Source organism: Bifidobacterium apicola, assembly GCF_042846865.1.
Lineage (GTDB): Bacteria > Actinomycetota > Actinomycetes > Actinomycetales > Bifidobacteriaceae > Bombiscardovia > Bombiscardovia apicola.
Map to the genome: position 1 here is coordinate 300,095 of NZ_BAAFQQ010000001.1, position 22,047 is coordinate 322,141.

Annotated in this window: 38 protein-coding genes and 2 tRNA genes; 29 read left to right on the forward strand and 11 right to left on the reverse strand. The window is 61.7% G+C overall.

From position 1 onward, the window contains the following. Positions 1-7: 7 nt before the first annotated feature. The 4 genes from ACGG9J_RS01290 to ACGG9J_RS01305 all read right to left on the reverse strand — a co-directional run bounded on the left by ACGG9J_RS01290 (position 8) and on the right by ACGG9J_RS01305 (position 3,751). Positions 8-838: a glutamate ABC transporter substrate-binding protein gene (locus tag ACGG9J_RS01290; protein WP_390132906.1), complete on the reverse strand. Its 831-nt coding sequence runs from the start codon at positions 836-838 to the stop codon at positions 8-10. Between the two features lie 9 nt (positions 839-847). Beyond that, positions 848-1,798 (reverse strand): magnesium transporter CorA family protein, encoded by a 951-nt coding sequence (locus ACGG9J_RS01295; RefSeq protein WP_024627661.1) that lies wholly within the window; start codon positions 1,796-1,798, stop codon positions 848-850. Positions 1,799-1,904: 106 nt separating this feature from the next. Further along, positions 1,905-2,720 carry a DUF1287 domain-containing protein gene (locus ACGG9J_RS01300; protein WP_390132908.1) on the reverse strand — a complete coding sequence of 272 codons (816 nt, stop codon included), beginning with the start codon at positions 2,718-2,720 and terminating at the stop codon, positions 1,905-1,907. Positions 2,721-2,725: 5 nt separating this feature from the next. Next, positions 2,726-3,751: a D-2-hydroxyacid dehydrogenase gene (locus tag ACGG9J_RS01305; protein ID WP_390132910.1), complete on the reverse strand. Its 1,026-nt coding sequence runs from the start codon at positions 3,749-3,751 to the stop codon at positions 2,726-2,728. Positions 3,752-3,964: 213 nt separating this feature from the next. Here ACGG9J_RS01305 and ACGG9J_RS01310 point away from each other — a divergent pair. Next, positions 3,965-4,037: transfer RNA gene (locus tag ACGG9J_RS01310), tRNA-Ala, on the forward strand. 48 nt (positions 4,038-4,085) lie between these two features. Here ACGG9J_RS01310 and ACGG9J_RS01315 read toward each other — a convergent pair. The 4 genes from ACGG9J_RS01315 to ACGG9J_RS01330 all read right to left on the reverse strand — a co-directional run bounded on the left by ACGG9J_RS01315 (position 4,086) and on the right by ACGG9J_RS01330 (position 6,848). Next, positions 4,086-5,258 (reverse strand): tyrosine-type recombinase/integrase, encoded by a 1,173-nt coding sequence (locus ACGG9J_RS01315; RefSeq protein WP_390132912.1) that lies wholly within the window; start codon positions 5,256-5,258, stop codon positions 4,086-4,088. 110 nt (positions 5,259-5,368) lie between these two features. Beyond that, positions 5,369-6,028, reverse strand: coding sequence for a PASTA domain-containing protein (locus tag ACGG9J_RS01320; protein WP_390132914.1), 660 nt, complete (start codon positions 6,026-6,028; stop codon positions 5,369-5,371). A 15-nt stretch (positions 6,029-6,043) separates the two neighbouring features. After that, on the reverse strand, positions 6,044-6,442 hold the full coding sequence (locus ACGG9J_RS01325; protein WP_390132916.1) for an ImmA/IrrE family metallo-endopeptidase: 399 nt from the start codon (positions 6,440-6,442) through the stop codon (positions 6,044-6,046). A gap of 22 nt (positions 6,443-6,464) precedes the next feature. Beyond that, a complete protein-coding gene (locus ACGG9J_RS01330; protein ID WP_390132918.1) occupies positions 6,465-6,848 on the reverse strand; it encodes a hypothetical protein in 384 nt (127 codons plus the stop codon). Positions 6,849-7,084: 236 nt separating this feature from the next. Between ACGG9J_RS01330 and ACGG9J_RS01335 the strand changes: the two genes are divergently transcribed. Beyond that, entirely contained in the window at positions 7,085-7,219 is a 135-nt protein-coding gene (locus tag ACGG9J_RS01335; RefSeq protein ID WP_390132920.1) for a hypothetical protein, read from the forward strand. Positions 7,220-7,449: 230 nt separating this feature from the next. Here ACGG9J_RS01335 and ACGG9J_RS01340 read toward each other — a convergent pair whose 3' ends face one another. After that, complete coding sequence (locus tag ACGG9J_RS01340) at positions 7,450-7,620, reverse strand: hypothetical protein (protein WP_390132922.1); 171 nt, start codon at positions 7,618-7,620, stop codon at positions 7,450-7,452. Positions 7,621-7,709: 89 nt separating this feature from the next. Between ACGG9J_RS01340 and ACGG9J_RS01345 the strand changes: the two genes are divergently transcribed. Beyond that, complete coding sequence (locus tag ACGG9J_RS01345) at positions 7,710-7,919, forward strand: hypothetical protein (protein ID WP_220237241.1); 210 nt, start codon at positions 7,710-7,712, stop codon at positions 7,917-7,919. Positions 7,920-7,932: 13 nt separating this feature from the next. Here ACGG9J_RS01345 and ACGG9J_RS01350 read toward each other — a convergent pair whose 3' ends face one another. Further along, positions 7,933-8,358 carry a hypothetical protein gene (locus ACGG9J_RS01350; RefSeq protein ID WP_390132924.1) on the reverse strand — a complete coding sequence of 142 codons (426 nt, stop codon included), beginning with the start codon at positions 8,356-8,358 and terminating at the stop codon, positions 7,933-7,935. A gap of 249 nt (positions 8,359-8,607) precedes the next feature. Here ACGG9J_RS01350 and ACGG9J_RS01355 point away from each other — a divergent pair, with 249 nt between their 5' ends. After that, on the forward strand, positions 8,608-8,781 hold the full coding sequence (locus ACGG9J_RS01355; protein ID WP_220237239.1) for a hypothetical protein: 174 nt from the start codon (positions 8,608-8,610) through the stop codon (positions 8,779-8,781). Positions 8,782-8,804: 23 nt separating this feature from the next. Here ACGG9J_RS01355 and ACGG9J_RS01360 read toward each other — a convergent pair whose 3' ends face one another. Then, positions 8,805-9,038: a hypothetical protein gene (locus ACGG9J_RS01360; RefSeq protein WP_220237238.1), complete on the reverse strand. Its 234-nt coding sequence runs from the start codon at positions 9,036-9,038 to the stop codon at positions 8,805-8,807. Positions 9,039-9,244: 206 nt separating this feature from the next. On the opposite strand from ACGG9J_RS01360, the gene ACGG9J_RS01365 reads away from it, so the two are divergent. The 25 genes from ACGG9J_RS01365 (at position 9,245) to ACGG9J_RS01485 (ending at position 22,034) form a co-directional block, all read left to right on the forward strand. Then, positions 9,245-9,667: a hypothetical protein gene (locus ACGG9J_RS01365; RefSeq protein WP_390132927.1), complete on the forward strand. Its 423-nt coding sequence runs from the start codon at positions 9,245-9,247 to the stop codon at positions 9,665-9,667. After that, positions 9,658-10,062 carry a hypothetical protein gene (locus ACGG9J_RS01370; RefSeq protein ID WP_390132929.1) on the forward strand — a complete coding sequence of 135 codons (405 nt, stop codon included), beginning with the start codon at positions 9,658-9,660 and terminating at the stop codon, positions 10,060-10,062. The genes ACGG9J_RS01365 and ACGG9J_RS01370 overlap by 10 nt, the downstream gene beginning before the upstream one ends. Next, the gene (locus ACGG9J_RS01375) at positions 10,043-10,276 is read left to right on the forward strand and encodes a hypothetical protein (protein ID WP_220237235.1); all 234 of its coding nucleotides are present in this window, start codon (positions 10,043-10,045) and stop codon (positions 10,274-10,276) included. Before ACGG9J_RS01370 ends, ACGG9J_RS01375 begins: the two co-directional genes overlap by 20 nt. Beyond that, positions 10,270-10,554, forward strand: a complete 285-nt coding sequence (locus ACGG9J_RS01380) for a DivIVA domain-containing protein (RefSeq protein WP_390132931.1) — start codon at positions 10,270-10,272, stop codon at positions 10,552-10,554. The genes ACGG9J_RS01375 and ACGG9J_RS01380 overlap by 7 nt, the downstream gene beginning before the upstream one ends. Further along, positions 10,541-10,684, forward strand: coding sequence for a hypothetical protein (locus ACGG9J_RS01385; protein WP_220237233.1), 144 nt, complete (start codon positions 10,541-10,543; stop codon positions 10,682-10,684). Before ACGG9J_RS01380 ends, ACGG9J_RS01385 begins: the two co-directional genes overlap by 14 nt. Continuing rightward, on the forward strand, positions 10,677-11,111 hold the full coding sequence (gene ssb / locus ACGG9J_RS01390) for a single-stranded DNA-binding protein (protein WP_390132933.1): 435 nt from the start codon (positions 10,677-10,679) through the stop codon (positions 11,109-11,111). Before ACGG9J_RS01385 ends, ssb begins: the two co-directional genes overlap by 8 nt. Then, positions 11,092-11,307 (forward strand): hypothetical protein, encoded by a 216-nt coding sequence (locus ACGG9J_RS01395; RefSeq protein ID WP_390132935.1) that lies wholly within the window; start codon positions 11,092-11,094, stop codon positions 11,305-11,307. The genes ssb and ACGG9J_RS01395 overlap by 20 nt, the downstream gene beginning before the upstream one ends. After that, complete coding sequence (locus ACGG9J_RS01400) at positions 11,304-11,441, forward strand: hypothetical protein (RefSeq protein ID WP_390132937.1); 138 nt, start codon at positions 11,304-11,306, stop codon at positions 11,439-11,441. Before ACGG9J_RS01395 ends, ACGG9J_RS01400 begins: the two co-directional genes overlap by 4 nt. After that, complete coding sequence (locus ACGG9J_RS01405; RefSeq protein ID WP_390132939.1) at positions 11,438-11,623, forward strand: hypothetical protein; 186 nt, start codon at positions 11,438-11,440, stop codon at positions 11,621-11,623. Before ACGG9J_RS01400 ends, ACGG9J_RS01405 begins: the two co-directional genes overlap by 4 nt. After that, on the forward strand, positions 11,620-12,555 hold the full coding sequence (locus ACGG9J_RS01410; RefSeq protein WP_390132941.1) for a hypothetical protein: 936 nt from the start codon (positions 11,620-11,622) through the stop codon (positions 12,553-12,555). Before ACGG9J_RS01405 ends, ACGG9J_RS01410 begins: the two co-directional genes overlap by 4 nt. Beyond that, positions 12,552-13,277: a 3'-5' exonuclease family protein gene (locus ACGG9J_RS01415; RefSeq protein ID WP_390132943.1), complete on the forward strand. Its 726-nt coding sequence runs from the start codon at positions 12,552-12,554 to the stop codon at positions 13,275-13,277. Before ACGG9J_RS01410 ends, ACGG9J_RS01415 begins: the two co-directional genes overlap by 4 nt. Positions 13,278-13,326: 49 nt before the next feature. Continuing rightward, the gene (locus tag ACGG9J_RS01420; RefSeq protein WP_390132945.1) at positions 13,327-13,710 is read left to right on the forward strand and encodes a hypothetical protein; all 384 of its coding nucleotides are present in this window, start codon (positions 13,327-13,329) and stop codon (positions 13,708-13,710) included. Continuing rightward, positions 13,703-14,053, forward strand: coding sequence for a hypothetical protein (locus ACGG9J_RS01425; protein ID WP_390132947.1), 351 nt, complete (start codon positions 13,703-13,705; stop codon positions 14,051-14,053). Before ACGG9J_RS01420 ends, ACGG9J_RS01425 begins: the two co-directional genes overlap by 8 nt. Further along, positions 14,050-14,571: a hypothetical protein gene (locus ACGG9J_RS01430; RefSeq protein WP_390132949.1), complete on the forward strand. Its 522-nt coding sequence runs from the start codon at positions 14,050-14,052 to the stop codon at positions 14,569-14,571. The genes ACGG9J_RS01425 and ACGG9J_RS01430 overlap by 4 nt, the downstream gene beginning before the upstream one ends. After that, positions 14,568-14,933, forward strand: a complete 366-nt coding sequence (locus ACGG9J_RS01435; protein WP_390132951.1) for a hypothetical protein — start codon at positions 14,568-14,570, stop codon at positions 14,931-14,933. Before ACGG9J_RS01430 ends, ACGG9J_RS01435 begins: the two co-directional genes overlap by 4 nt. Further along, positions 14,930-15,322 carry a hypothetical protein gene (locus ACGG9J_RS01440; protein ID WP_390132953.1) on the forward strand — a complete coding sequence of 131 codons (393 nt, stop codon included), beginning with the start codon at positions 14,930-14,932 and terminating at the stop codon, positions 15,320-15,322. The genes ACGG9J_RS01435 and ACGG9J_RS01440 overlap by 4 nt, the downstream gene beginning before the upstream one ends. Further along, positions 15,319-15,723, forward strand: coding sequence for a hypothetical protein (locus ACGG9J_RS01445; protein WP_390132955.1), 405 nt, complete (start codon positions 15,319-15,321; stop codon positions 15,721-15,723). Before ACGG9J_RS01440 ends, ACGG9J_RS01445 begins: the two co-directional genes overlap by 4 nt. Beyond that, positions 15,720-15,869: a hypothetical protein gene (locus ACGG9J_RS01450; protein WP_390132957.1), complete on the forward strand. Its 150-nt coding sequence runs from the start codon at positions 15,720-15,722 to the stop codon at positions 15,867-15,869. Before ACGG9J_RS01445 ends, ACGG9J_RS01450 begins: the two co-directional genes overlap by 4 nt. Before the next feature lie 107 nt (positions 15,870-15,976). Further along, on the forward strand, positions 15,977-16,585 hold the full coding sequence (locus tag ACGG9J_RS01455; RefSeq protein WP_390132959.1) for a TraR/DksA C4-type zinc finger protein: 609 nt from the start codon (positions 15,977-15,979) through the stop codon (positions 16,583-16,585). Positions 16,586-16,830: 245 nt separating this feature from the next. Continuing rightward, a complete protein-coding gene (locus ACGG9J_RS01460) occupies positions 16,831-17,130 on the forward strand; it encodes an HNH endonuclease (protein WP_390132961.1) in 300 nt (99 codons plus the stop codon). Between the two features lie 154 nt (positions 17,131-17,284). Next, the gene (locus ACGG9J_RS01465; RefSeq protein ID WP_390132963.1) at positions 17,285-17,761 is read left to right on the forward strand and encodes a recombination protein NinG; all 477 of its coding nucleotides are present in this window, start codon (positions 17,285-17,287) and stop codon (positions 17,759-17,761) included. Next, positions 17,733-19,175, forward strand: coding sequence for a terminase (locus ACGG9J_RS01470; RefSeq protein WP_390132965.1), 1,443 nt, complete (start codon positions 17,733-17,735; stop codon positions 19,173-19,175). Before ACGG9J_RS01465 ends, ACGG9J_RS01470 begins: the two co-directional genes overlap by 29 nt. Then, positions 19,172-20,623, forward strand: coding sequence for a portal protein (locus ACGG9J_RS01475; protein WP_390132967.1), 1,452 nt, complete (start codon positions 19,172-19,174; stop codon positions 20,621-20,623). Before ACGG9J_RS01470 ends, ACGG9J_RS01475 begins: the two co-directional genes overlap by 4 nt. Further along, the gene (locus ACGG9J_RS01480) at positions 20,562-21,866 is read left to right on the forward strand and encodes a VG15 protein (protein WP_390132969.1); all 1,305 of its coding nucleotides are present in this window, start codon (positions 20,562-20,564) and stop codon (positions 21,864-21,866) included. The genes ACGG9J_RS01475 and ACGG9J_RS01480 overlap by 62 nt, the downstream gene beginning before the upstream one ends. Positions 21,867-21,949: 83 nt before the next feature. Beyond that, positions 21,950-22,034 (forward strand) — tRNA-Tyr (locus tag ACGG9J_RS01485). Positions 22,035-22,047: the final 13 nt, after the last annotated feature.

A 22,047-nucleotide genomic window follows, 5' to 3' on the forward strand; every position in this document is an offset into this window, starting at 1 on the left:
GCCGCACTCAGCGATCACCAGGTTGCAAGGTGCGGGCGGCGGCATCCACGGAAAAACTAATGGTCTTGGAGGCCTGGTTCAGGGCGTTCTTGAAGGATCCATCCTGCATCATCCTCTTGAGAGCCTGGTTGATGACGTCCACAAGCTCCGGATCCCCATGAGGCACGCCGATGCCGTATCGTTCATGCGAGAAAGGCTTGCCGACCAAGCGCAACTGGCCGCCGCCGCGAACATGAGCCAGGCCGGCCAGGGCAAAATCGTCAGCACTGGCGGCATCCGTGTCCCCGCTGAGCAGGGCCGTGATGCATTCCGGAAACTCTTCACGCTCCTGGACCTGGGCTTGGGGGGCCAGCGAGCGCACTAGAGCCGCAGAGGTGGACCCTGCAGCCACGCAGACCCGCTTTTGAGCCAGATCCTCCACACCAGCGATGTCGTTCTGGGTGCGGCGAACCAGCAGGTCCTGCCCCGCGGCAAAATAGGGCCCGGCGAAATCCACCAGCTTCTGCCGTTCTTCGGTAATGGAGTAGCCAGCTACGACCATGTCCACCTGACCTTGTTCGAGCATGCGCTCGCGGTCCGAAGGCTTCACCTGTATGAAAACGATCTGCGACTCAGCGTACCCCAGCTCATGAACCACATACTGGGCTACATCCACATCCAGTCCGCGATACTGGCCGGACTGAGCAAATCCAAGACCAGGCTGGTCGAAGGATATGCCCACGCTGATCTTGGGTCCGATGGAGCCCGCCCGGTATCGATCCTCCTGGCGGCCGCACCCACTCAGGGGCACCGCCAAAACCAGTGCCAGCAGAGCCGCCGCAATCCTGCGTGCAAACATGATCGGCCCCTACTTGAACATTCTCGAGCGCGTCAGGAACCAGGTTACCAAGGCGGTCACCAGACCCGAAAGAATCACCACGACCGCGAACCCCCAGGGTTTGTCGGTGAACGGCATGCCGAACATGCCTTGGTTGAAGTTCATGCCATACATGGAGAAGATCAGCGTGGGCACCGACAGGCTGATGGAGATGATGGTGAAGATCCTCATCACATTGTTGACGTTGTTGGAGACGATGGAGGCGAAAGCATCCGTCATGTTTGAAAGCACGCTTGAGTAGATGTTGGCCATCTCGATGGCCTGCTTGTTCTCCGTGATCACGTCGCCCAGAAGGTCCTCGTCGTCCGGGTACCGTTTGATCCGCTCCAGCCCGGTCAGCTTCTCCAGGACGATCTCGTTGGACTTGAGGCTGGTGGCGAAGTAGACCAAGGTTTTATTGAGCTCGAGCAGCATGAGGATCTCGCGGTTCTGCATGGAGTGGCGCAGCTTGAGCTCCAGCCGGTCCGACTCGCGGTCGATGATGCGCAGGTAGCGCAGGTAGAGAGTGGCGTTGCGGTAGAGAATCTGCAGGATAAAGCGGGACTTCATGAAAGTGTTGAAACCCCGGATGGTGCCTTCCATAAAAGGATGGAGCAGGACGGTGTCCTGCATGCAGACGGTGACGATCAGATCCTCGGTGACAATAATAGAAAGAGGAATGGTCTCGTAGTAGTCCCGTCCGTCCCGTTCCTCGGCGCGAGGAATGTCAACGATGACCATGGTGTACTCGTCCTCAACGTCCACGCGCGAACGCTCCTCATCGTCCAAGGGGGCACGCAGGTCAGCCAGGTCTATGCCGGTGGTCTGGGAGACGTTGGCCAGCTCGACATCGGTGGGCGCCGATAAGCATATCCATGAGCCCTTTGAAGCCTTGCCGATCTGCTCGATCTGCCCGTTCATGGTGCTGAATACTCTCATCATCGCCATCACCGCCTCTCGTGCTCGAACCTGGCCGACGTGTCTGGCCGAACCGATAGTAGCAGAAAACCAGTTGCCGCCGTGCTCAATTTCGCAGGGTAGTCCCTGGTCATCCCCGCCATGGCCGCAGGACGGCGGGTTGGATTTTGGAAGCGTCGAAGCGAAAATGCCCGGTGATGGGACGGTGGCTTGGCGAGCCCAGGTAGTCGTTCTCCCTGTCGCGCTGACCCATATTGTGCAGAAGCAGGGGAATCCCCCGGCTGTCCCTTCTATCGGAGGCCATGCCGATGTGCCAGGAGGTGTCGAAGATGACAATGTCGCCCTGCTGCCACTGGTCGGTGGCCGCAGTGTCATTGGTCAGACGCTGGGCATGCCGGGACAGGAATATGCCGAGGACGTTGGTCCGCCTGAAGTCGATATTCCGATCCGGGCTGTTGATCACTCCGGCATAGGCCCCAGGAGACGAGGCGATGTCGGCGTCGACCATGATCTTCAGATCGTAGCCGGCCTGCCGGAAGGCCCGCCAGATCTCATCGGTGCAGGCGCCTCGGTCATCGGGAGGATAGCCGCCCTGGTAGTAGCCACTGTCATAATGAGGATGGCGTCGGGCTTCCTGATGGGCTCCACGCACCATGGCCGTGTAGTCATCCACGCCGTCATGGTTGTAGTCCACAGGCGAGGTCAGAGGCGAATGGGCCGCGGTCTGCTCTGGAGAATACCCGGGCGGGCCGTGAGAAGCGGTCCTGGGGCCGTTTGCGGAGGAGTTTTGATTGTCTGAATGGCGAGCAGGCCCGACGCCCACCAGCCTGCCAGCCAGGGCCAAGGAGCCCGCCACAATCAATGCGAGCGCCAGTAGGACAGCCGCCCACCGCAGAACCATTGTCCGCCGATGGCTGCGGTCGCTGCGGTTTCGCTCTGTAGACACAGCGGTCACCTCATCCGGTTGCGCAGGGGCCTGCCATCCATGAATCGATGAAGGTTATCCAGGCAGATTTCCCGAACCTTGTCCATGTTGGAGGGTAGGTGGGCTCCCCCGGCCACATGCGGGGTGAGCAGGCAGCGTGGTTGCCTCCACAGTGGGTGACCTTCAGGCAGGGGCTCCGGTTCGGTCACATCCAGCCCTGCGCCGAAAATGCCATCCTTACCCAGGGCTTGGGCCAGAGCCATGCAGTCCACGGCATCTCCCCTGCCCGCGTTGATCAGCACGGCGGTGGACTTCATCAATGCAAGACGATGGTCATCGATGATGTGCCGGGTCAGCGGCGTTGAAGGCAGGGCCAGAGCCGCTACATCCATCTCAGGCAGCAGGGCATCCAGATCATCAAAACCAGCCAGACGGTCGAACCCCTCCACCGGCTGGTCGGGATGGCGCCTGATACCGATGGTCCGAGCGCCTACGGCCTTTGCCAGACGAGCGAAGGAGGCTCCGATATCCCCTGTGCCTAAAACCAGGACCTGGCAGCCATGCGGCGAAAGGACGGCCCCGCGAGGTTCCCAACGGCCCAAACGCTGATTGTCCCGGTAGGCCGGCAGGTCCTTCATCAGAGCCCACATCATGGCGAACATGTGCTCGGAGACCGACTGCCCGTAAGCGCCTGAGGCACTGGTCAACATGGCGTCCGGAGGCAGAACCCCCGGTTTCAGGTAGGCATCCACACCTGCGCTGCTGGTCTGCAGCCAGACCAGGTTACGGCAGACAACCACCTGCTCGGCCGGCGGATTACCCAAAATGATCGTGGCCTCCGATCGGAGGGATTGAGGGACATCGATGAGCCAATGCATGCTCTGCCGCATGTCCGTGTCGACAATGAACTCCTGATGAACGCCTGGAGCCGCCTGGAGGAATTCCCGTCGTTCACTCTGGTCCAAGGGCAGGCAGTTGATGATGAGCTGGTCCCCAGGATGGTTCTCGTTCCGCTTTTCAGCCCGCACTTCGGCATCGTTTTTGCCGATCATGGTCCGTCGCCTTTCCGTTGCTGCCGACCCCCTTGGTCGCCCCTTGTCCATCATGCTAGCGCACTTGCAAGCTCAGGAATGACTCAAGACCATTCGAGGATAAAATCCATCAATTAGCTCACAATCCCCGCAATTCCGGGGCAACACACTGAGTTGCTCCATTCGCCAATCCCGGTGTACTATAAGCAAGGCTTCACCAAGCAAGGCAAGCACGGGGCTATGGCGCAGCTGGTAGCGCGTCTCCATGGCATGGAGAAGGTCGGGGGTTCGAATCCCCCTAGCTCCACGATTAATCCCGGTCCGAAAGGGCCGGGATTTCAACGTTCAGGACACATCACGCAACCGGCGAAACCGATTTTGAGCGCACTTTGAGCGCACTTTGCAGCAGCAGCTCGTTCATCGACTCCCCCACCGAATCCAGATCCTCGTCGAACAGATCCGCATACACATCCAGGGTCATCGCGGCCGACGTGTGCCCCAGCTGCCGCTGGATGGCCTTCACATTCGCCCCGCTCTTGACCATCAGGCTGGCCGCCGTGTGCCGCAGGTCATGGATGGTCATCCGCTCCAACCCGGCCGCATCGCACGCACGGGCGAACCACTTGCCGCCATCCTTCGGCGACACCGACTTCACGTAGCCATGGAAGCTCCCCGTGAACAACAGCTCGTCAGGGCCACGCCCGCCGATCAACCGGTGCAGCCTGTCGTCGAGGACGGCAGGAAACACCACGCTGCGCTCGCTGCCGGTCTTGGGCACGTCCACCTCCATCCTGCCATCGACTTCCGTTGCGGACACCCTGACCTGCATGCGATGCCGGCGGAAGTCCACCAGGCCTATGCGCATGCCGATGCACTCGCCCCACCTCATGCCGGTGGTCCCGAGCACCAGCACCAGCACGGAACGCTGGAAACGCTCATGGTCGGCGTTCCTGTTCCTGCCAGGTATCAGGCAGGCGTCCGAAAGGGCGTACAGCTGCCGCTCGGTGAGGTAAATGTGGGGTTTGCGCCGGCGCTTCGGCAGGGTCACCCCGCGGGCCGGATTCTCGGCGAGCAGCCTGTCAGCCTTCGCGTCGTCCAGTATGCCGGCGAGGATGCCGTATGCCCGGATGACGACGCTGGCGCTCTTCGGCCTGCCTTCGTCGCCCGAGGAAAGGCCGGCCACCCACCGCTGTATCTCGCTGCGTTTGATGGAGCGGATGGAGCGTTTCGCCCACCTGGGCTCCACATGCACTTTCCACGCCGTCTCAAGCGTGTAGTAGTAGCTGGCCTTGACCGCTATCCTCTTCTTCGCCAGCCACGCGGGTGCCAGCTCCCCCACCGTCCTGCGCCCCTTGGAAACATCCACGAAAGTGCCGTCGTTGAGGTCCGTCTCCAGTTTGGCTGCGAACAGCTCCGCATCCTTCTTGCGCGTGAACCCCCGCTTGATGGTAGGCCTGTGGTCCGGGGTCCGATACCGGACCATGTACCGCCGGCCCTTGGCCGTCTCGTACGCGCTCACACTCGCCATGGTTCGCTCCATTCCGCCCCGACGCTAGAATGAAGCGTGAGGCATTTCTGACTGATTTGTTCTCACCGCCCCGTCGCATGGCAGTGCAGACGGGGCATTTTTGGGTCGCCCTACTGGGCCGTCCAGCCGAACACTTCCGGTTTGTCGTTGGATCCGCGCACATTGCAGTTCACGGTCACATCACGCTTCGCGTTGTACTCGTTCTTCACCGTGGCCCCGAACTGGAGCAGCACGCTGTCTGGCGACCATATCGGCTCGGCCGCATCAGTTATGAAATGCGGTTTGAACCCGTAAGGGAACTCCTGCTTACCTCTTTGCCTGCAAGCCGACAGGGCGTATGTCTGGGTAAGACCACCCGATGTGGACTTCTCTGCGCTGGGAGCGGGCGTGTTCTGCTGCTGCGCCTTTTCCTCAGCCTTTTCCTTCTGCTGCTGCGCCTTTTTCTCAGCCTTTTCCTTCTGCTGCTGCTCGTTTTTCTCACGGAACTCATCCATGGAGCTCTTCACCGTGAGCTTCACTTTCGTATCATCGGTCTTGGTGCCCCCCTTGGGGTCCTGACCCGTGACCGTGCCATCGAATGCGATGCGGTCGGTCCCATCCTTGGCATCGTACGTGAACCCTGCCTTCGACAAAGTCGCGGTTGCATCCGAGAAGCTTTTCCCCGTCACGTCAGGCACCTCCTTCTGAGTGTCGCAGGCGGACAGGCTCAGCACCAACGTCAAAGCACCAATCACGGCCACGATACCGCGAGCGCATATTCCAGTCTTCATCTGTTCTCCCTCTCGTCAGGCCCTGACGTTGTTGTCGAGCCACATTCTGTAATCATTGATGACTTGGACGGTAACGCCCAGCTCCGAGGCTATCAAAAACATGTCACCGTCATATACGGACTCGGCGCTCGCATACTCCACCGGATCCACGAGGCGCAAGGCTGTCTCCTTACGGGCCCGGCGTTCGCCTTTTGCGCCGGCCAGTCCGCAACCCGAGTCGTGGTGTTTGGCGTGCACGAGCTCGTGGCAGAGGGTGCAGCGGTATTGCCATTCGGACAGGCAGTCGTTCAGCATAATCGTGCGGTTCTCATCCCAGTAGAACCCGCATAAATCCGGGATAAGTGCACGCTCTTCAACCCTGACTTGAAGCATCATTGCTTCGCGCAATAATTCAGCTATATCAGGATGTTTCATGCCCGCTTTCTCCCTCTGAATCTCAATCTCGTGGAGTCTCCCTTTCCATTGCCGCATTCGGATCGTGCAGAGCGGCGATATCGAAATCTTCCGGGTGAGCCGCAACCTGATCCAGCAATTTATCCAGCCCGTCAGCTCTTGTGTTAGGCTCTTCGGCTGTTGCCTCCAACATCCGCATGACAGAAGATGCTTCAAGACCAACCAAGCGACAAAGGCCGATAAATTCATCTATGGTTGGGACGCCGGCTGTCATATTGAGCAGGCCACCGAGCCGACCATGCTTAATCCCCGTTAGTCTCTCAATAGTTCTTAGGGATAACTTACGTGGATCTTCTTTGATACGGCGATTGATATAGACAACAAACCTCTTGTCTACATCCGACCATGTCCGACCTTTTAATGCCATGTCTCAACAATAACCAATTGTCCAAATAATTCGACAAACGGCGTGTTGGACTTGTCACAATGACCAAATATTTGTACAGTTTTCCTATGACTAAAAATTTAGACACATTGACTTCGTTGACGATGGACGAACTTCTTCGAACTAAAAGGGCCAGCGGTATCAGCAATGTGCAACTGGGACAAGTCCTAGGTCTCAACCGTCAGTCTGTCGGTGCCAGATTCAACAAACAGCACAACATGTCTCTGGACGAGTTCATCGGGACGGCAAAGGCTGCTGGAGTGCTACCCTCCGAAATCCTCCGGCGCGCAGAGGAGCGCTCAACAACGAAAATCGATGCAACACCTTCGGCGCTCGCAGAAGAGGAGGAGTAATGTCGCAGGTTTACCAGAAGACGGCGGGAAGGCCACTCGCTAATGAATCAACTGGCCCGTTTGCTGGTGTACGAGATGTCATCGGTGACGAACCGGGAAACAGCCGGACTGTGGACGCCCCCATGTCGGCAGAAGAGTTCGAGAGGCAGCACCCCGCCATGCTGGGCGCAGTGCAGAACGTCGTCCACCGGGAGATGGAGCTCTCCTCAATGAACGACAAGAGACACATATCAGGGGATGTTCAACGCCTTCTTGATCTTCAACTGGTCGTTACGTATATACCTCTGGTACTCGGCTATGCCCTGCACGGCATCAGCCAACGCGACCAGCGCCCGCTGGGTGTTTCCAAATTGCGCGGCCTCCCGGGCATCCTTCGCCGAGTCAATAGGGTCTCGCTGCATTCCCTCACCTCCCTCCTTTGCGTAAGTGCCCTCATTGTCTCATTCAGACATCACGTTAAACACCCGACGTCGGCAGTAGAGAAGGCGCGATGACTTCCGTGAGGGTAACGCCAGACAAGGAGAATGCGGCAATCGTCAACGACCTGTTGCACGAGCCGGCAATCTCGCCCACTTCCGGATTGACTGACGCCCCCATCTCCTTTGAGTCCTTCGGTGCCGGCAAGTGTCTGGTGACGTACGAGAAATACAAGATTGTCAGCACCGAGGACGTTCGACAATTTATGGGAGGACTGTTATGAACGTCGCCACGTGTCACACCGGCCGACGTGTGGTCCTTAAGTCCGTACTGCCGACGAAGCGCCAGCTGATTTTGATGGCTGCAGTACCCATGCCGGTATCTGGTACGAAGCAGTCGATTCCGTCTCCGGCACCGCAGTCGAAAGGCACATGGCCGTCGAAACTGAACGGGAGCTGGTCATCGTCTGGTCCGACCTTTTCGACCACAACGTCTCTCGGCCCCTCGTTGGTCACACGGTACTGCTTACCTCGAACCTTGACCGCAGGACCCCAGGGATCGGAATCAGTCGGGTTGGCTTGCTCGAAAAGCCGGTTCGCTTCCTCGAGCTGGTCCAACTGCCCCTGCAACGCTTCCGCTGCCTTGCGCTGCTCTTCCAACTGCGCCTTCAGCGTGTGCTCACGCTCTTTCGCGTTGTCAAGCTCTTTCTGCTTGGCTTCCATGCTCTCGGCATCCTGCTTCCGGATGCGCAAACCATTTATAACCCACCCGGCAACGGCCACGACCAAGGTCACAACCCAACCGCCTACCGTGGCAGCATTACCGCCGACCCAATCCCAGACCACACCCATAAAACAAAACCCCCGATCCTCTACCCAACCACAAACAACACCACATAAGACCAACAACCACAACTGCGGCATCGACGACCCCTTGTCTCAATCATCAGGGCTCGCAGAAAAGGGGAAGCAATGAAGACCAAAACCGTGAAAATCATGTTTAAATCTACGGCGGTGCTGCTTGGATCAGGCGTGGCCGCCATCGGTGTCGGCATTGCCATCGCTGCCACGCTCCGCGCCACCGCAGAATTCAACTCCACCGACCGTCTCCTGAATGTCATAGACAAGGTCGGGGGCGTCCGATGACTTCCGTCAGCGCCGACCACGTCTCAATAGATTGTGCCTTTCTGCCTGGTCACCGAATCCACGAACCAAAAAGGAATGACACTTGGGTTTATTGCAACCTGAAGTTCCGGCCCGGTAGATGCCTTTCTGGCCTTCACAAAAACAGTCGTGCCTTCTTTGGCTGCTCGGGCAAGGTTCTCCATGAGATCTTTCGGATTCTCACTGTCGGCGAGCAGCCAGGCTTCTCTCTTATTCCCCAGGAACAGACCATTGACCATTGATTCTTCCCCTTCGATGGGAGCCGTACCGGATATACGGCTTCGCTATCCATCTTAGGGGATCGTCGGGGCGGTTTTCCCCGCCGCCCCGGCCTCACTTTCACAGAAGAAAAGAAGAAACCGCTGGTGACGCAGCGGCTTCATAGACAAGAAAGTTGGTTATTCCAATGTCTGGAAACAGTATACCCGCCAAACCAAAGCAGGGCATGGAAAAGCCCAAACAGGCCACGCTAAAGATGCTGCTGTTCTCCCACAGAAAGGAACCGCCAGCCTTGCCGCTCTTGTACCAGCGCGGCGACGCGGGCGAACAGACCCTGCTGAAAACCCAGCTATCAACCGATGGAAACGAGAAGACCGAAATGAGCTGCCAATGGCCGGCGAATGAGCAAACCGCCCATCACTGTATAGATAGCGGCGAAAGCGACAGAGCTCATCAAGGAGGGACAGCGATGAAAGCGTTCCTGTTCCTGTTGGCGGGGTCTGCTGGCCTGCTGCTCGCAGGCTGGGGGTCGACGTGGCTGGCGTACGCGCTCACCAGAGGTGTGCTCTCATTGGCGCACCTGGCGGCAGCCGTTGCCGGCCTGGCCCTGGCTTCGTACGGACTGAGGAGGTGGGATCTGTGCGACTGAGTCAACCCACGATAGAGGATCTGCTGGAGGCACCCACCCGTGAGGGCGACCCGTCCACCAGCTTCGAGGCGGCCGGCCGGGTGAAGACCAAGGAGAAGCAGCGGCTGACCCTGGAAGCGTTGCTGGAACTGCGTCGGCACAACGCCGCACCTGTCGAGGCATGGCGGGTGCATCGCAAGGCCCAGAGGATCCATGAACGGCGGCACCCGCAGGCCCGCCCGCTGGGCGAGTCCACGATCCGCACGCGCCTGTCCGAGCTGTGCCGGCTGGGCCTGGTGGAGGTCGCGGACCAGGGAGGCCGCAGCGAGGCTGGCGGCAGGTGCTCGCGCTACCGGCTGACACGCGCCGGCATGGCAGAGGCGAAGGAGGTGCGCAATGGAAGCCAGGACGATTGAACGCTCCGGGGCCGAGACGCCATGGTCTCCCCGACGGGTTTCCGCATATCTGGGGATCCCGGTCAAGACCCTCGCCCTGTGGCGGTTCGAAGGCCGGGAGTTGCACGAGTACTACAAGCTGGGCCGAGCCGTCAGGTACGACCCGGCTGTGGTGCGGGCGTACAAGGCCGGTGCCCTGCGCCAGGGCACCGCGGAGGGAGGCGGCGAATGCTGACACCCAAGGATGTGCATGACAAGGAGTTCGATACCCATCGCCTGCGTGAGGGCTACGACACGGATCAGGTCGATGCCTTCCTGGACGAGGTGGCGGACACCATCGCCGTGGCCGGCTGCGCGTGGGCCAGCGAGCGCAGCAGACGGATGGCCGCCGAGTCGCGCTACCTGATGCAGCAGTCACGGGCCAAAGCGGCCTGGCTGTCCAGGGCCCGACGCTCCCGCAGGGGCACGGGCCTGTCGACGGCGTTGGAGAGGTGCTGGCGTGAGCGCGGTTGAGCGCCTGCTGGTGCATTTCTGCCGGTACCCGTCCTTCCGGGCGGCCTTGTCAAAGAGCGACCTGGTGATGTGGCGTCGATTGGACCTGATGCGCCAGGGCATCGAATGGAAAGAAGAATCGAATGATTAACGAAGCAGCCGTGACCGTGCACGGCAACCTGACCGCGGCCCCCGAACTGCGTACGACGGGAACAGGCAAACGGGTGGCGGGGTTCACCATCGCTTCCACGCCCCGGGCCTACAACAGGCAGTCGAAACAGTGGGAGGACGGACAGACCGTGTTCCTGCGCTGCACCGCCTGGGAGGGGCTGGCCGAGCATATCGCCGCCAGCCTTGACAAGGGCAGCGCGGTGCTCGCCACCGGCAGGCTCTCCCAACGCTCCTACACCACTAAGGACGGAACGGAGCGCACCGTGATCGAGATGACCGTGGACGACCTGGGCCCCAGCCTGCTCAGGTCCACCGTCCAGGTGACACGGGCCCACAGCGATCCGGGATTCCAGGGAGCCGGCAACGGATGCGGGTTCGGGAGCGACGATGGCCAACCCGAGTTCTGAGCCCCGCGTGCTGCCGTTGGAGAAGCACCAGATCCGCTGGGCGGTCCACGAATACTACGACCGCGACGGCGGCATGAGCGCCTGGCATGCCTTCGACCGCTGGCTCGGCCAGGTCAAAGCCAAGGCCTGGGAGGAAGGGAGGCTCTCTGCGGAAACCTCCAGGTCTCACCCCAACCCACACAAGGAGAGCTCATGAGGCAGACGATAGCAGCCATCTTCCTGCTGGCGGCAGCCATAGGCATCGCCTGGGCCGCCGGCAGGGACCACGACGAACAGGAACCCGGACCGCGCCCGCGGGACGGGGAGGAGCCTACAGAGGAGCAATCATGAGCAAACGGTGCGAAAGCCTTACGGCCGAGGATATGAATGGCAGGCACGTGCGGGGCGAGGCCTGCATGTGCACGGTGGCGGATGAACAGTGGGCTGCCGACGCCGTCAGGCAGGCGCTCCAGCGCGACATGATAACCCCCGCCCGGTCCACGCCTGTGCGTTTCAAGGATGCCCGGTCATGAAGGGCGGCTTCGCGCAGTTGCGCAACGACCTGTGGACGAACGAAAAGATGCGGCGCATCGCGCAGGAGCATCCCAAGGAGTTCGCCCTGTGGGTCATCTCCATCAGTTTCTGCAGCGACAAGCTCACCGACGGCCAGATCTCCGATTACGCAATCTCTGAGCTGCTGGGAGTGAAAAAACGACAGAAAGACCGCATGTTCGAGCTCGGCCTGTGGGACGAAACCGAAGACGGAGCGTGCGTGCATGACTACCTGGAATCGCAGAACTCACGAGAGGAAATCGAACAGATGAAAACGTCAAACGCCAAGCGACAAGCCAAACACCGGGCAAAACAACGCAAGGATAACGCCGACGATAACGCGTTACGTAACAGCACCGATAACACGCAAATAACGGATACAAACCAAAAACCTAAAACCAAAAACCAAAAAGAGAGAGAAAAAGAGAACCCCTCCCCCTCCGATGATGATGGTCACTGGCCCGACGTGGATGCGTGGCACCCGTCGCCGTCCTGCTACCAGCGGGCGGTGGAACTCCGGGAGCGCGGCCTGCCTTTCGTGGACGTGCCGGACCTGGAGGCCGAGTTCCGCGACGCCATCAAAGCCAAAGGCATCCGGCATTACGGCTACCGGGACCTGGACGCCGCGTTCGCCTCATGGATCACAAAGCGCGCCAAGAGCCTGCGCGACGAACGACAGGCAGCCACCCCGGGCCTGCCGGCCACAGCCGACGCAATCCCCGCCAAGCCACACAAGCACACCTGGAAGTGCACCCACGTGCGGGACCTGCTGCGCTGCGAAGACGGCGAAAGCCCGGACGTCGACCTGGGCTGCCACCTGGCCGACTTGCTGAACACAGGAACCACCCCGGACCAAGCCCTGGAACAGCTGGGACTGCCCAACCGGCCGGACGAACTCAAGGAGATCGCATGAGCGGCAACCATCGAAGCAACCTGCCGCACCGACTGCTATGGATCGACGTGGAAACCACCGGCCTGAACCCGGTCTCCGATCTGCTCCTGGAGATGGAGATGCGGGTGACGGACCTGCAGGCCAAGCAAGTGAAGACAAGCCTGCACACAGTCATCGCCCCCCGACGCACCCACACAGACGGGCCGTCGGCATGGGCACAGCGCACGCACAGGAACAACAGGCTGCTGGAAGAAAGCCGAACCGGACTCAAACAAGCCTCAGCCCAACGCATGTTCGCAGCCTGGCTCCGCCGCCAAACCAAACAAGCCATCCTGCATCCGGCAGGGTCAAGTGTCCACTTCGACACCAAATGGCTGGACCAAACCATGCCAGGCCTGCTCGAAAACACAAGCCACCAGCACATGGACGTATCCAGCCTGCGCATCCTCCTCAATACCATCCGCCCGGCGCTCGCACACCGCATCCGCGAGCGCATACCCGCCACCGATCACCGCACATCTCATTGCCTGGACCGGGACATCGCAGAGTACCAGATGATGCTGGACGGACTGAGAACCGCCAGCGGTGGGCGCTCGCCGCTGACGGAGGCTTTGAGTGGAAGCGGGGCCCATGGTTTTAAGGCTGAGCACCCGTTTGACAAGTCCAGCCGTGATTCCGAGGCGGAGATGCCGCAGGGAGGCCACTATCCGCCGGATGACCTGTGGAATGGGGGCCGGTTATGAGCCGGCGCTGTTTCCATGTGTGGATGTGGACGATGTGGGAGGAGCAGGCATGAGCAACCAGCCCAGCGAACAGGTCAAACGCCTGGTGGACCGGCGCGACAACTGGCGGTGCGTGCGCTGCGGCAAGCCCTTGGGCTCCACCTGGATGAACCGGCACCATCGCAGGATGCGTTCGCACCGGTGGCCCGGCCTGCATGAGGCGTCCAACCTGATTCTTTTGTGCGGGTCCGGGGACAGCGGCTGCCATGGCGACGTGCACGGGAGTGCTACGGCCGAGGCATACGAGAAGGGCTGGCTGGTGCACGCCTGGCAGGACCATCCCGAGATGGTGCCTGTCCTGACCCGCCAGCATGGCTGGGTTTTCCTGGACGACCAAGGCGGATGGACACCGGTACAGATACCGACGGACACGGAAGGAATCAATCATGAGTGAGACGAGAAGGAACAAGGGCGTGGACGCGCTGGTCCCGGACGAGGCCACCCCGGAGATGCTGGTGGAACTGCTGCCCAAGGCGCAGGGCATCCTCAAGGCCTCTGCCTCCTACCTGGCCCTGGTGCGCAGGGCCATGGACTCCAAGACCAAGCAGGAACACCTGCAACGCTGGGGCGACATCGATCCGATCACTGAAGTGGTCTACGACACCGCCAGTCTGGCCCAACGGACCCTGGACGCGGGCCTGGCGATCGAGACCATGCTCTCCAAACCCCTCAAATCACGCGAAGTGGTCATGCTCGCCGACCTGCGTAGCAGCCTGGAAGGAATCGACCAGCAATGAACAATGAACTGAAACAGGCCAGCCCTGCCCCTCGCCCAATTCATCCTCGAACACGTCAAGAAGGAAAAGCGACGAGAATCTCACTGGACGACGGCCTGCTGGCCGAACGCCAGGAATGCACAGCCGGTCTTGCCACGCCTGCTAGGACAAAGCTGGCGTTCGACCGGACCCACGTCCGCAAGCTGCCCGACGTGCTGCCGGCCGCGGCCGACGACCTGCACGTCGAATCCGAGCACGCGTTCACCACCAAGGGCACGGCCACATGCGACCTGTGCCCAAGCTTGTACGCCCCCGACAAACGCCAGGCAAGCCGACAGCGTGTACCCTTCCTCTCTTGCATGACCAGCCCGTGCCTCTCACCCACGATCGTGCTGCCCAAAACCCGACACAACCGCATACAGGAGGCCTACTCAAACTACACACGCCACCACCGCATACTGGCTCTTGAAGCACCTTCTGAAGCAAGCGCGCCAGGCACTGACCAACTTCGACAAGAGACAGACCAGGAGCAGCATTGAAAGCCACCACCATCATCACTGCCAAAATCAGGCCAGACATCTACCAGCTGATCAAACAAGGCAACAAGCAATACGAGGTCCGCGACGAAAGCTTCCAAGGAGCCGAAGCAATCCGCTACATCAGAGCAGACGACAGCAAGCTGCTCGGCATCTACCGCCTCGGGCCTGAAGATGCACTCGACCGCACACACGACAACCTTCTCCAAGCGCTCGCAGGAGTGAGTCTCGAGATGTTCGACGGTCTGTTCCCCAGGACGGAAACCAAGTTCTGCATCACCTGCAATGGCGTAAAAACGCTTTATGTCGCTCACATCGGCAAGCACCTGGAATCCGTGGAGGATCTGTTCAGGGAGGAGTCATGAGCGGAGGATTGAGGGTCTATCTGGTTCAGGAGCGGGACGGTAATCTGGGGGCGATTGTTGTCCGTAACACCAGTACCGACCAGGCCAGGGCGATCGGTGCCGGCAAGCCATGCATGGGGCTCACGGATGTGAGGAACCGGCTAGTGCTGTCCCTGGATGAGTTTGAGAGTGATATGAACACCGACCTCTACGCGCGGATGACGGCGCTGGAGCACGAGTGGCTGGCGGACGGCCACGGCCTCACCGATGTGCCGCTGTATGAGGACGATGGTTTGGGATTCCTCGGCAAACCGGTGGTGAGTGAGGACGGCGGGTTCGGTTTCAGACTCTATGCCCGTCTGATAGACGCGAAGTACCCAAACAAGTGCAAGCCGGAGGAGGCAGCGTGAGCACGATGACACCGGAGGACAACAGGACTGACCGGAAGACGGGCGTCACCTGGAGCAGCGGCAGAGGCAGCGAGGGCGATTACGCCTGTGTCTCGCACGAGTCCTGGTCCGAGCAGAGCGGACAACCGGATGTGGATGTCACCCTGGCTGCGGGCGGTTTGCGCCTGAGCCTGTCCGGCGACCAATTCGACATGTATGCCATGGTCGACGTGCCCACGGCCCGCAGGCTGGCCCAATGGATCCTCGACCACACCCCCTCCCCCGAAGAGCCGCCGGAGCAACACGAACGCATGTCGGCCCTCCAGGCTGAGGCATGGCGTCAGGGACACCAGGACGGATGCCTGGATTGGTTCACCAGACGGCAGAGCGGCAACCCCTACGACCCCATGGAGGAAGCATGACCAGCAGCGTGCTGCGCGAGAGAATCCTCACCTGGGCCCAGGCAAGGTACACGTCCGAGCAGACCACCAAGCCGCTAAGCAAACCGACGGCGGAGGGGCGGACTGTCGTCGGTCTCTGGTCGACGACAGAGAAGGAGCGCGCATGAACCAGACGGACGACCAGGACCACGACCACCGGCAGCTCGACCAGGACCTGCGCGCCTTGCGCGTCCATCTACCCGATCTGCGGCAATTGGCGGCGAAGAAGGCGTCCGTGACAGCCCACAGCTCCCATGCGGGCATGCGCACCACTGCACCCATTCCCTTGAACGAAGGCGCATGGAACCTCTTGGAGGACATCGAACACTTCGCGTGGAGCCTAGGGCGGGCCGTGGGCGTGCGCCAGCGGCACGTGCCGACCGAGGGCCTGCTGACCGCCGCCACCAATCGAGTGGACCGCCTGCTCACCCGGCCTGACGCGCCCATCATCAAGCGGATGGCCGCGACGCTCGTCCAGCGCATGGACCGACAGTTCGAGCCGCTCGAGGACCATACGCTGATAGGCTACTGCCAGCAGTGCGGATCCGAGCTGTGGTGCGCCCAGGACGACCTGGAATCCGGCTGGACCGTGTGCCCCTCATGCCACACCACCCTCAAGGTGCGCGAAGTCCAGCAGGCCCGTATCCTGCGCTTGGCCGCCAGCGGTGCACAAGGCACTGCCGCCAGCCTCGCGCGCCTGCTCAGGTCCTGCGGCATGCCAGTTCGGCGGCAGACCATCGCACAGTGGAAGCTGCGCGGCATCGTTGAGCCGGTGGCCAGGCAGGACGGCAAGCCGGTCTACCTGCTGTGGGATATCTGGCGGGCCTGCACCCGAGAGGTGTAATCGTTTCTTGCATCCGCTGCTGTAATCGTGCATGTTGGTAGTGTTGGTCCTTCCCAGCGGAAGCCGGGGACGACCAGTATGGCTGATTCCGATGATCTCTTTCCGATCAACAGCGCGCCCCACCCGCCTTCTCCTTTGACGAGTGGGGCGCACCGTCTTTCGCAGCAGTGAACACCGCGCAATGATAGGGGCTGCGCATGGGCAGGCGTAACAACCGTCGGGCCAACGGGTGGAGGCGGGACCAGGTGGCGGCCAGGGTCAAAGCAGCGTATGACACGTGCTGGCTGTGCGGCGAGCCGGTGGACAAGAGCCTGCCGGCCGGGCTTCCCGGCAGCCCCGAAGTCGACGAGATGATACCGGTGTCCAAGGGCGGCTCGCCCACCGAGTTCTCCAACTGCTTCCTGGCCCACCGCTGGTGCAACCGCACCCGAAGCAACCACACCGTCGAGTGGGCGCGCCGGCGCATCGCGTCATTGCGCGAAAGAGGCCATGCGCAGGATATTCAACCGACTTCGCTGCCGATGGAAACCAGCGGCGAGTGGTGACCTGGGGGGGTGCCCCCCAGGGCCGGTCGACAGCCGCCTCGGGTGCAGTGCTGATCTCTCCCCGGGCAATACCAAGGAAAATGAAAAACGTCGCAGGGCACCGAAGCGTCGCATACCGGGAGCCTTACTGCCGACTGGCGAGGAGGCAAGGGGCATGAGCCGCGGTAAAACGTCGCACGAGGCCCTGTCCGCCGAGATCCGCAAATGCCCGCAATGTGGCAAGGCTTTCATCCCCTCCCGCAAGGACCAGAAGTACTGCTCTCCGGCCTGCCGCAAAAAGGCCAGCCGCGAGCGCACCCGCCTGGCCTCCTCTCCCCGTCAGCCCGCCGGCCAGGCCAAGATCATGCGCCGCCGGCGCAAGGATCCCGAGCCGCTTACCCAGGAGGACTTCGAGGAGATGGTCGACCCGCTGCCCTCCTACGAGGACATGCTGCGCCTGACCGTGCGCCGGCTGAGGAAAGCTATTGAATCCGACGAGACTTCCAGCCGTGACTTGCCCGCCATCTCCAGGCAGCTGCTCGCGGCTTCCAAGGAGCTGCAGGACTACCGGGAGGACGACGACCCGGTCGCCGCTCTGGACGACCAGGAAAGCGAGGCGCAGGATGTCCCGTTCAGCGCCGAAGCTATCTGAGGCCGCCCGCCACCTGCTCATCCCCTCTGGCATCGTCTCCTCGGAATGGCCCAGGGTCAGGCAATTAGCGCAGGCCCTCCTGGGCATCGAGTTCGACTACTGGCAGGACGCGCTGGGCATGCTCATCCTGGCCAAGCGAGCCGACGGAAGGTATGCAGCAGGCATTGGCGGTGTGGTCATGAGCCTGTGCCGGCAGGTGGGCAAGACATTCCTGATCGGATCCATGGTGTTCATGCTGTGCATCCTGCACCCCGGACTCCTGGTCCTGTGGACCGCCCACCGCTCGCGCACCTCGGACGAGACGTTCGGCGACATGCGCTCCATGGCCCGACGCAAAGGCGCACGCCGGCGCATCGCCCGCATCCGCAGCGCCAATGGGCAGCAGGAAGTCGCTTTCGTCAACGGCTCTCGCATCCTGTTCGGGGCCAGGGAACGCGGGTTCGGCCGCGGGTTCAAGGGCGTGGGCATCGTCATCCTGGACGAGGCACAGATTCTGACCGAGACCGCTATGAGCGACATGGTCCCCGCCATGAACACCGCCGACAACGGCCTGCTGATCATGATGGGCACCCCACCCAAGCCCGGCGACCCCAGCGAGGCATTCACCATCCGCCGCCAGGAGGCACTAGCCGGCACCGATGACATGCTCTACCTAGAATTCAGCGCCGACCCCGGCGCAGACCCCGACGACCGCAAGCAATGGGCCATGGCCAACCCCTCCTACCCCAGGCGCACGCCGGCCAGCTCGATCCTGCGCCTGCAGAAACAGCTCAGCCCTGACAGCTTCCGGCGCGAGGGACTCGGCATCTGGGACACCGTCGCCGCCAGCAGCGCCATCGACCCGGCGCAATGGCGGATGGCGGCCACCGACGAGCCGGACACCGCTGGCTTGGTCGGCTACGCCATCGACATGCCCCCAGACCGCTCGAGCCTGGCCATCGGCGGCTGCGTCAAGCACGCAGATGGCAGCGCCCACATCGAGCTCAAGGCCTTCGAATCCACCCGGTCCAAGGGCAGCGCCTGGGCCGTCGACTGGATTGCCGACCGGTGGCCGCGCACCGCTGCCGTCGTCATCGACGGCCAGTCGCCCGCCATGGCCCTCCTGCCCGACCTGAAAGCCCGGCACGTCAAGGTCATCACCACCAGCGCCCCAGACATGGGACGCGCCTGCGGAAGGATGCTGGACATGCTCAGGGACGGCAAGCTCACCCACCTGGCCGACGGCAAACAGCCCGCCCTCGACATCGCCGTGGCCAACGCCACCACCCGCAACATCGGCGGCTCAGGAGCAGTCGGCTGGAACAAACTCGGCTCCGACATCGACATCAGCCCCCTGATCGCGGTGACACTCGCCCTCTATGGAACAGCGGTCACCAAACGCGACCCCAACCGAAAGCAGAGGCTCATACGATGATCATCCCGCCTCAGACCATCAGCGGCCTGACCAACGCTGAGCAGACCCTCTACCGCAGGCTCCTGCGCCGCCTGCTTGAAAAACGCGCCCGCAACCTGATCCGCACCAAATACTACGACGGGCGCAACGAACTCAAGGACATAGGCTACAGCCTGCCGCCCATCGCCAAGGACATCGACATCGTCGTGGGCTGGCCCGAGAAAGCCGTCGAAGCGCTCGCCAACCGTGTGGTCCTGGATGGGGTCACCACCCAGGACGGCTCCGAGCTGTCAAGGCAGGTGTCCGACCTGATGGACGCCAACGGCCTGCTGCAGACCGCCCAGTCCGCGCATACCGACGCGCTCGTGCACTCATGCAGCTTCCTGGCTGCCCTACAGGGCGACACCTCCATCGGCGAGCCCGAAGCCATCATCCAGGAGTTCACAGCGGACGTGGCCACCGGCGTGTGGGACAAGCGCCTACACGGCCTGGCCGCGGCCCTCCTGCTCGATGTGTCCGACGACGGCAAACTCCTGCAAGGCATGTACCTGATGGACACCGAGCACACCGTCGGCATCGTGCAATCCGGCCCTGTCTGGCAGGTGTACTCGCGCACAGACCACGCCGGCCAGTGCCTGCCCTGCGAACTGCTGGCCTACAAGCCCGACGCCAAACGCCCCTTCGGCCGCAGCCGCATCAGCCGCACCGTCATGAGCCTGACCGACAGCGCCGTGCGCACCTTTCTGCGTTCCGAGATGCAGGCCGAGCTGTATTCCGTCCCGCCCCGTTACTTTATCGGAGTCAGCGAGGACATGTTCACCGATGAGGATGGGGGCAGGATTCCCAACTGGAAGATCATGCTGGACCAGGTGCTGGCCATCCCCAGCGATGTCGACGGGGAGCAGCCCACCGTCGGTCAGTTCCCGCAGTACAGCTTCGAGCCTCACAGCGCGCAGCTGCGTCAGACAGCCACAATGTTCGCCTCCGCCACCAGCCTGCCGCCAGACGCGATGGGCGTGCTCACCGACAACCCCTCCTCCGCCGAGGCAATCGATAAGGCCCAGAAGGAGCTGTGCCTGACTGCCGAGCAATGCCAGTCCTGGTTCGGCCCCGCCTGGCAGCGCATCATCGCAAGGGCCCAGAACCTGGCCGGCCCCGACGGAACCGCCCAGGCGATCTCCTGCCAATGGCGCAACCCCGCCACACCGAGCCGGGCCGCGGCAGCAGACGCAGCCGTGAAACTCGTGCAGGCCGGCATCCTTCCGGCCGACAGCGACGTGACCTACGACATGCTCGACCTGTCCGACCGCCAGCGCCGCACCCTGCGCAGCGAGCAGCAGCGCGCAAGAGCTCAGGAACGCATCGACCAGCTGAAAGCGACCATGCTACATGGACCGGAGGTGGGTGATGAGTCTCAACGCCCTGCATCCAAGCCCGGACCGCATGCGGGAGCTCCAACGGCTGCTTGACCAGGCCCACAAGGACCACCGCAGGAATCTCGATGCCCTCCGCGAGACTGCGGCCGACGAACTGGAGGTGGTCCTCTCACGCGACCCCATGGACGCGAAAGACCTGATAGCCCAGTACGCCAGAGACGCCAGCCAGATGGCCAACGACTACTATGACACCCTGCGCACCCTATGGGCCGAATACGGAGATGCTGACTTCCCCACGTTCGACCACACTGCCCTCATCGACCCCGACCGCACCCTATGGCAGGTCCAGGGCGGATTCAACGATTCGGACTTCGCCGGGCTTACCTACCAGGAGGTCGCCGAACGCCGGTCACGGGCCCGCAAACACATCGAGGACCTGTGGCCCGACCTGTCGAACCTGGATGACGCACAGCAGTTCATCGCCGAAATGATCGCAGCATCGGAACGCCTGACACTGCAGCGCAACATGAGACTGGACCCAACCAAACCCAGATGGGCTAGAGTGCCGGCCGGCCCCACCACCTGCGCCTTCTGCCTCATGCTCGCCTCCCGCGGCTTCGCCTACCTCAGCGAGGAGTCAGCCGGTCTAGGAAACTCCTACCACCCTCACTGCGACTGCCGCATAGTGCCCAGCTGGGGCAAGCAGCACCTCGCCGGCTTCAACCCGGACCGGTACCGCCGCATGTGGGACTCCACAGGCAGCGGCGACTACCGCGAACGCCTGGCACGCATGCGCACCATGTACCCCGACCAGCTCAAGGATGGGGTCGCCACGGATAGGACACGTACCGCCTGGAAGGACGAACGGCGCATCCTCTCCCTGCAAAACGAAAAACCGCATCCCCAAAGCGTCTGGGACGCCCGCCAGCGAAAACTCGGCATCCCCACATCAAAGGACGTGCTGGAGATGCACGAAATCGTATTCCTCGAACGCTTCGCCAAACTCGGCAACCACTACCGATGGATCCCCAAGGACAGACGAAAGTTCTTGCCCACCAACGACTTCCACTGGAACGAGCAGGACGGCGACTACGAGCTGAAGTCCATGCAAACCGCCAAATACTCGCACATCGCCAAACGCATCTCGGAAGCCGCCAGCAAGGCGGCCAGAAAAGGCGTCACCAAGGACTCCTTCATCATCGACCTAGGCGACACCGAAGTGCCAGACAAGCTCATCAACCAGCTTGCGCTCTATAACCAGCGCTCGCAGACACCCATCAAGAGACTATGGATTCTCAGCAAAAGCGGCCTGAAGGAGGTCAGGCTGAAAAAGTAGAGCCAGGAGACAATCCCCTGGTTTCCGTAGGTTATTTCACTACCCCGGAGGGCCTCCTGGCACTATCCAAGCTACCACACCCCGGCGGGTTACCCAAGAGGACAACGGGAGCCGACTGTAACTCGGCCGCCTCAGGCTACGCAGGTTCGAATCCTGCACCCGCCACCAGATCCTCTCACAG